Raw genomic sequence first — 8160 nt, forward strand, 5'->3', positions numbered from 1 at the left:
CCTCCAAGCAGGTCCGTCACAAGATCGTCGATCACGTCAAAAAGGTTTTCCGCCGCACCTTCGACAGCGGCCTCGCCCAACGGCTGATTGGGCTGATCCGTATCGGTCAGGTAGGCGGTCAACCTCAGCCTCCCGCCAACCTCGAGGAGGTCACCCGTGACATACCGGCCGGCGCCCAGTTTGCGGGCGACGCGGCTCCCGGACTCAGGATCGTTGATATCGAGTCCCTCCCGGTTTATCAGCGAGATGACGGCACGAGGATTAAGTGCGCGCAGGTTTCCGGCACCGTCGAGCTTCTGGGATATTAGATCCACCATGCCCTCCCCAAGATAGGCCAGGTCGGGAGATCCTCTGACCGCAAACGGAAGAACGGCGATTACGTCGCTGGACACGGAGTGGCCGGAGGCGTCGTCACCTCGGTTGGCCTGGTAGACTATGCCGGCAAGGACAAGCGCGGAAAACAGGCCAACAATCGACAGCAGAACCGGTCGGGAGACCATGCGTTTCGAGCGGGCGTCCGCACGCCCGGAAGCTGCGGGCACAGTTTCCGCGTCGATGTCCGACAACAGCGTGGTCATGCCGTCGTAGCGCGAGTCCCGATCTTTCTGAAGACACTTAGTGACCGTATCTGACAGGGCGTCCGGCATTTCCGGACGCTGCTCGTCGATGGGAGGGGGGTCTTCATTCAGAATTGCATAGAGGAGGGCCTGGTCGTAGTCGCCTCGAAACGGCTTCTGCCCCGCCAGCATCTCGTACAGGACGACACCGAATGACCAGATGTCCGTACGGGCGTCCATTTCCTCGCCGCGCGCCTGCTCGGGACTCATGTATGCCGCCGTGCCGAGCGTGCTGCCTTCGGCTGTCAGGTCAAGCCCTGACATCAATTTTGCAAGACCGAAGTCCAGCAGTTTCACCTCGCCGCGATCCGTCACCATGATATTGGCCGGCTTCAGATCGCGGTGAATGATACCAGCCTCGTGTGCTCTTTCGAGAGCCCGTCCGAGCTGGCGGGCCACATCGAGAGCGTCGCCGATGGCGAATTCTTCGTGCTCGAGGCGATACTTCAGCGTCTGCCCCTCGTAGAACGCCATCACGATATAGAGCTCGCCGTCCTCGGTTTCGGCGATGTCGTGGATCGTGCAGATGTTGGCGTGATCCAGAGCGGACGCGGCCTTCGCCTCCTGGATAAACCGCTGCTTCGCCTCCTCATCCGTACTCATGTGCGGAGGCAGAAACTTGAGGGCAACGGTCCGGTCGAGTTTCGTGTCGCGGGCCGTGTACACGACGCCCATGCCGCCGCGACCCAGTTTCTCGAGGATCTGGTACTGGCCTATGAGTTTTCCCAGTTGCATGCGTCAGTCGTTTGCTCCAAGCCGATCGAGCGCCCCGACCGTCTCTTTCATGGGCTCGAAGTCAGCGTCGGCGTTCCTCCACTGCTCCTGCGCCGTGCGGTAGTGCGTCACTGCCGCTTCGACGTCGCCCGCTTCCTCGTATATCCTGCCAAGGCGGAGATCGAGCAGTGATCGTTCGTGGAAGAACGTCGCATAGGGAATTACCCAGTACCGACCCGACAGGTTGGCAGTCCGGAGCAAGTCGAGGGTCGCCGCGGCTTGTTTGTAGTCTCCTCGGCGGCGAAATACCTCGGACTTCAAGTAAAACATCTCGGGAGGCGATCCCTGACCACCGAAAACAACTGTACCGACCTGGACGTTGCCTGCATCTGTTCCTCGAGTCACCCGACGGCGAATCGCGAGCACCTCCTCAAGCGCCGAGAGCTGCTTTAGATCGGACTGCTCAACAACCTGTCTCAGCGACCGCGTGAAGGACTCGGCGTTATCCCACCGGCGAGCATCAATGGCAAGTGTCGCGGCCGCATACGCATTGATGGCCTCAAAGGGCCGTTGGTCCGTTCGCAACGCTAGTCGAGTCGACTCTTCAAGAGCCTGCAAGCCTTCGTCGACATCGCCCGTGAGCCCGTGGATCACACCCCTGTACTGAAGTCGCCGGACAAGAGACGTGTCGTCAGCAGCCCGCTCCGCGTAAAGATCGATCTCGCGCCTTGCGTCGACAACACGACCCTGATAAAGAGACAGGATTGACAGAAACAGGTGTGACTGTGTGCTTCGCTCTCCGTATTTCAGGAAGTCGGTCTGCGAATCGACGAACCGCCCCTGAAGGATCCGCGAAAGACCTCTCTGGCGATGAAGCCAGTACCAGTCCGCGTTTCTTGCGAGCGCCTTTGTCAGGATCGCGTCTGCCTCATCGAGTCGACCCGCCTGTACCAGTACGTCCCACTCGGAGTCGTATGGATTCCACACGTCCGGCTTCAGAGAGCGGTACTTCGTGATGGCGGAAAGGGCGAGATCGTATTCTCCTAACCCCAAATACAGGTAGCCGAGGTTGTTGTACACGTTCTCGGCCGTAGGGTCCAGTTCGATGGCTCTTTCGAACAGTCTTGCTGCACTCATCGGATCATCAGAGCGAATCTTCGCCTCCGCCGTCGCCAACAGGACATCCTTTTCTTGAGGATATCTTTCGAGAAGTGGACCCGCCAGACTGTCGGCTCGCTCGGCGTCTCCGTCCCACATCGCAATCCAGACCGCAAGTAGCCGCCGCTCCAGATCTGTCGTACGATCGGCGTGCCGGCGAGCTGCCGCAATCGCAGACCTCGCTGTCGCCGAAGATGCCCAGGCTCCGGTGCGAAAGAAATCGAGCATCCCCTGTGCACCCGCTAGCCGGCCATATGCCATCGCGAAAGTTGTGTCTTCCGCCACAGCCGCCTGGTACCGCTCGACGGCATCCGCGAAGGCCCAGTTGGTTTCGGCCTCTCGACCTTCAACAAACAGTCGATAGGCCGACAGCGAGCTCGTCGTTACGTCCGCTATCCGAACGGCCGAAAGCTCAGTATCAAAGGAAAGCTCGGCGCTGATGCGTTCCGTGAGCCGGTCCACCATCGAGAAGACATCCTCCACCGAGTCACCAGACTCTGATACCGACGCGAGGATGCTTCCCGTCTCAACATCGGTAAGTTGCGCGTTGATGCGAATCTGACTGCCGAGCTGGATGATGCTACCCATGACCATCGTCTGGATACGGCCCTTCTCAGCGACTTCCGTGGCAACGCTGCGATCGACAAACTCGATATCCTGCTTTCCGAGTTGCTTGAGAATGTCGAACAGGCGTTGGCTGCTCATGACATTCACATTGTCATAGCGCGCCAGATTCGTCGTCAACATATCCACCAGGACGCGTTCCAGATTCTCCTCGGGAGTCTGGTTATCGAAGTACATAACGGCCAGCGAAGGGCTCGACGACTCGGGACTTGCCATGATCGGTTCTTCGCCATCCTCTCCTGCGAGAGAGATGAAGATGAGGACGGCTGCTATCGCCACGACGCCAACCAGGACAGTCATCACCCGCTTCAGCGAGAGGGATGAAGGGAGCACCGTTCGTGTCCTTCGACTGATTTGTGCGACATTTGACACTGATGTGACGGTCGAGCCGCCGCCGTAGCTCTCGAGTCGTGCTTCGACCTCGCTCGCGCTCCCGATGCGCACGGCCGCGTCTTTCGTGAGCAGGCCATTTACTACATCTCGGAGCTCATCGGGAATTCCATCCGATAGTTCCTCTGGTTGCTCATTCAGAATCGAGTACACGGCAGCTTGCTCGTAATCGCCTGCGAAGGGTTTCCTGCCGGCAAGCATCTCGTAGGCGACAACTCCCAGCGACCAGAGGTCAGAACGGTGGTCAACCTCGTCGCCACGAGCCTGCTCTGGACTCATGTAGGCAGCGGTTCCAAGTGTGCTGTCTTCACGCGTCAGGTCGGCGCCTTCAGCCAGCTTTGCGAGCCCAAAGTCGAGGATCTTGACCGCGCCGCGATCAGTCACCATGATGTTCGCCGGTTTGATGTCCCGGTGGGTGATCCCGGCCTCGTGAGCTCGAGTTAGACCTGCGGCGATCTGCCGTGTGATCCGGCCGGCTTGCTCGGCAGTCAACGGCCCATCCTCCAACACGCTCTTGAGCGTGCGACCGCCGTAGAACGCCATGGCAATGAAAATCTCACCCTCGCCAGTCCGACCGATCTCGTAGATCGTGCAAATGTTCGGGTGATCGAGCGACGAAGCAGCGCGCGCTTCCTGCATGAAGCGCTCCTGGGCGCTCTCATCCGTACTCAAATGCGGAGGGAGAAACTTGAGTGCGACCGTCCGATTCAGCTCAACGTCGCGCGCCGTATACACGACGCCCATGCCACCGCCGCCGAGTTTGTCGACGATCTCGAAGTGTGATATGCGTTCGCCCTTGCGCACGATGTCGAACGAATGAGTCGTGAGAGTAAATGTACATCCATCGGTCGCGCACGTTCACCGAGCGACGACCGGCCAGCGACCAGGTCGCGTCAGACGTGGTCTATCTGTGCCCTCTGGAGCTTGCCCGAATAGTCGACATACACTGTCTTTGTTTCAGTGTAGAAGTCGAACACCTCCCAGCCGCCTTCCCGATGACCATTGCCCGTAGACTTCACACCGCCGAATGGCATATGCGCCTCGGCTCCGATGGTGGGGCCGTTGACATAGGTAATGCCGGCTTCGATGTCATGCATCGCGCGAAAAGCGGTCGCGACATCCTTCGTGTAGATTGATGAGGACAGACCGTACTGAACGTCATTCGCAACTTCAACGGCTTCGTCGTACGAGGCCACCTTGATGACCGACAGAACCGGACCAAAAATCTCCTCGCGAGCGACACGCATGCGGCGCGACACATCTACAAAAATCGTCGGCTCGAAGAAGTATCCATTCTCAAGTCCGGTGCCGGTCGCACGCTTTCCGCCAGTGACCACGCGGGCACCTTCCTTGGTGCCGATCTCGACGTAGCTCAGGACTTTCGTGAGCGCCGTTCTGTTGATCAGCGGCCCCACGTCGATATCCTTCTTGTTGCCGTCGCCGAGCCTGAGATTGCGAGCCCCTTCGACAAGCATCTCAACGAACCGGTCGTGGACATCCTCATGCACGATCAAGCGACTCGTCGCAGTACATCGCTGTCCTGTCGTTCCGAACGCTCCCCACAGTAGTCCATCGAGCGCCAGGTCTAGGTCAGCGTCAGCCATGACGATCATCGGATTCTTTCCACCCAGTTCGAGTGAGAAGCGTTTGTGCATCCGCCCGCACGTCTCGGCGATCTTCGAGCCCGTGTTTGTCGAGCCCGTGAACGAGACGACATCAACTCCCGGGTGCGACACGAGCGCTTCTCCGACATTGCCGGCGCCTTGCACCAGATTAATGACACCGTCCGGGAGCCCCGCATCTATCATGACTTGTACCAGGAGTGCTCCGCTGTGCGGCGCCTCTTCGCTCGGCTTGAAGACAACCGTGTTGCCGCAGGCCAGAGCCGGAAACATCTTCCACGTGGGAACGGCGACGGGGAAGTTCCACGCAGTGATTATTCCGCAAACGCCGATGGGTCTTCGAATACTCATATTGAACTTCGCCGGAAGTTCGCTCGGTACGGTGTGTCCGAACAGGCGGCGTGTCTCGGAAGCTGCGTAGTAGGCCGTATCGATGGCCTCCTGAACGTCGCCTTTTGTTTCGAAGAACGGCTTGCCCATCTCTCTGGTCATCTCGAAGGCCAGCTTGTCCTTGCGCTCGGTCAGCAAATCACCGATACGTTTCAGGAAGTCACCACGCTTCGGCGCGGGAACGCGAGACCAGGACTTGAAGGCCTCCCGGGCCGACGTCGCGGCATTGTCGACGTCATCTGCGCTGGAATCCGGAAACTCGCCAATCACTTCCGTGGTGTCGGCTGGATTTGTGTCTGTGAATGTCTGGTCATTACTTGCACTGAGCCATTGGCCGGCAATGTAATTCTGTGTCAAATTGGCCATATTAGGAGTATGCGTTGCTGGTCGAGGGGCCGTGGGTGACGACATCCGGGGACGTTTTTCAAAATAGCCCGGGGCGGTACCGTTAACAACATGCCGTTCAGGTACGAGCGTTCCTCGACGCCCTGTCGCCGGATTCGGTGAGGAGAGTTTGACCCGGACCGCGTGGCGTAATACTAATATCAAAGCTGGAGGCAACGAAGATTCCCATGACGACCCACAAGCCTCTTGAGAGCTACCTGTCCGATCGTGTGCAGAGCGTCCCGCCTAGCGGAATCCGACGTTTCTTCGAGATCGCCGCAACTATGGAGGACGTGATTACGCTCGGTATTGGCGAGCCGGATTTCGTCTCACCGCAACCGATCATCGACGCGGCAGAGCGTGCACTCTCCGGCGGGAAGACCGGATACACGGCGAACGCCGGACTCGCCGATCTACGCGACCTGATCGCCGGTGAACTGGACCGCCTTTACGGTGTCAAGTACAACCCGGCAAACGAAATCCTCGTAACGGTTGGCGTAAGTGAGGCGCTGCAGCTTGCCATGCTCGCGCTGCTGAATCCGGGGGATGAGATTCTTATCCCGGAACCGTGCTTTGTGTCGTACGGCCCGACCGCGATATTCGCCGGTGGCAAGGTGGTCTATGTTCCGACATCTGTCGAGAACGACTTTCAGGTGACGGCGCACGACATCGAAGCTCGGATCACCCCTCGCAGCAAGGTGGTCTTCCTGGGATATCCGAACAATCCAACGGGTGCGGTCCTGCGAAGGAAGACACTTGAGGAGATTGCCGAGGTCGTTGTGGCTCACGACCTGATCGTTCTGTCGGATGAGATCTACGATCGCCTTGTTTATGGAGACGCTTACAGTTCGGGTCACACATGTCTTCCCTCGATTCCGTCACTGCGAGACCGCACGGTATTGCTGGGCGGGTTTTCGAAGAACTATGCGATGACCGGGTGGCGTGTAGGCTATGCGTGCGCTCCCACCGCGATATACCAGGCGATGTACAAGCTGCATCAGTATATCATCATGAGTGCGCCGACACCGAGTCAGTACGGCGCGGTAGCAGCTATTCGCGACTGCCAGGCAGATGTAGAGAAGATGAGGCAGGCGTACGACGAACGCCGGCGAGTTCTTGTCGATGGCCTCCGGGAGGCGGGTCTTCCGACCTTTGAGCCGGAGGGTGCGTTCTACGCGTTTCCGGATATCCGGTCAACGGGACTGTCATCCGAGGATTTCGCGCAGAAGCTTCTCGAGGAGGAGCACGTGGCGGTTGTCCCTGGCGACGCATTCGGACCCAGCGGCGCCGGTTTCGTCCGATGCGCCTACGCGAACTCTCTGGAGAACATCAGGGAAGCGGTCCTCAAGATCCAGCGCTTCGCTCGTCGTTACCAGGAGCGGCTCGAACATGCGTGAATGGAATAGGGGAGGCCTCGGGTCGTACCTGGCCATCCTCATATCCTGTGTAATGATTGGTTGTGCGTCGGGAGGGAGTCCCGCTGTAAGGGATAGTGGCGTTGACCTGCCGCCCGAACAGTCGGAGAGCGCCCGTGACGTTGATCGGATTCGCGCGAGTTTTCCCTCGGGCTATGAGGTGCTCTCGAACATGGGGGCCAGTACCGCCTCGGGCCAATCGGGCTACGATCTCTTGCATGCCGAGGTCGATCTGTCGTTTGATTTCGACAAGGCGGCCGTAGTCGGCACGGTAAAATACCACCTTGTCATCCTGCGTCGTGGTCTGGCGGAGATTCTCCTGCACGGCAAAGGCATTCGCGTCGAGAGCGCGGAGTTACAACGGGGCGGCGCTGTTGTCTTGAGCGAATTCAGGATGGTCGACGACGGCATCGTGGTGGTTCCGCGGGCGGCGCTACGCCGAGCCGATACATTGTCGCTGTCGATTCAGTATCGTGCGAATGGCGCGGTCGACGCCGCACACGGCGGAGTACGTTTTGTCGATCCTGCCGGCGATGATCCATCGCTGCCCACGCAAGTCTGGACGGACGTGGGTCCGGCCGCAGTTCGTTCGTGGCTGCCTGTCTGGAACCATCCAGCGGAAAGCATGACGTTTGAGTTACGCCTGAACGTCCCCGACTCGCTGTCCACGCTTGCGAGCGGTCAGCTGGTTGACGAGCAGGCTTTCGGCAATCTCCATCGGGTCGATCACTGGGTGGTGGATATTCCGCAGCCCGCGGACAGGATCGGGTTTGTGGTGGGCATATTCGCATTGGTTGAGGACCAATACGTCAGTCCGGTCGGGAAGCGGTCCATGCTTGTCTACGG

The 8160-nt window shown here is 59.2% G+C and carries 5 protein-coding genes; 2 read left to right on the top strand and 3 right to left on the bottom strand.

The genetic code is table 11. The features are described from left to right. From HKN37_11320 to HKN37_11330, 3 genes are all read right to left on the bottom strand, one after another. Positions 1 to 1352 (bottom strand): protein kinase (locus tag HKN37_11320; GenBank protein NNE47238.1); only part of this gene is annotated, 1352 nt, incomplete at its 3' end. Positions 1353 to 1355: 3 nt separating this feature from the next. After that, positions 1356 to 4307 (bottom strand): protein kinase, encoded by a 2952-nt coding sequence (locus HKN37_11325; GenBank protein NNE47239.1) that lies wholly within the window; start codon positions 4305 to 4307, stop codon positions 1356 to 1358. 89 nt (positions 4308 to 4396) lie between these two features. Then, the gene (locus tag HKN37_11330) at positions 4397 to 5881 is read right to left on the bottom strand and encodes an aldehyde dehydrogenase family protein (GenBank protein NNE47240.1); all 1485 of its coding nucleotides are present in this window, start codon (positions 5879 to 5881) and stop codon (positions 4397 to 4399) included. A 206-nt stretch (positions 5882 to 6087) separates the two neighbouring features. Between HKN37_11330 and HKN37_11335 the strand changes: the two genes are divergently transcribed. Beyond that, positions 6088 to 7296 (top strand): aminotransferase class I/II-fold pyridoxal phosphate-dependent enzyme, encoded by a 1209-nt coding sequence (locus HKN37_11335; GenBank protein ID NNE47241.1) that lies wholly within the window; start codon positions 6088 to 6090, stop codon positions 7294 to 7296. Next, a partial coding sequence (locus HKN37_11340; protein ID NNE47242.1) for a hypothetical protein occupies positions 7289 to 8160 on the top strand: 872 nt, incomplete at its 3' end. The genes HKN37_11335 and HKN37_11340, both read left to right, overlap by 8 nt.

It is taken from the genome of Rhodothermales bacterium, assembly GCA_013002345.1.
In the GTDB taxonomy this organism is placed as follows: domain Bacteria; phylum Bacteroidota; class Rhodothermia; order Rhodothermales; family JABDKH01; genus JABDKH01.

Bases quoted from the DNA above. Each gene is read 5' to 3' on its own strand.
- HKN37_11330 (NNE47240.1), bottom strand. From the start codon at position 5,881: ATGGCCAATTTGACACAGAATTACATTGCCGGCCAATGGCTCAGTGCA.
- HKN37_11335 (NNE47241.1), top strand. From the start codon at position 6,088: ATGACGACCCACAAGCCTCTTGAGAGCTACCTGTCCGATCGTGTGCAG.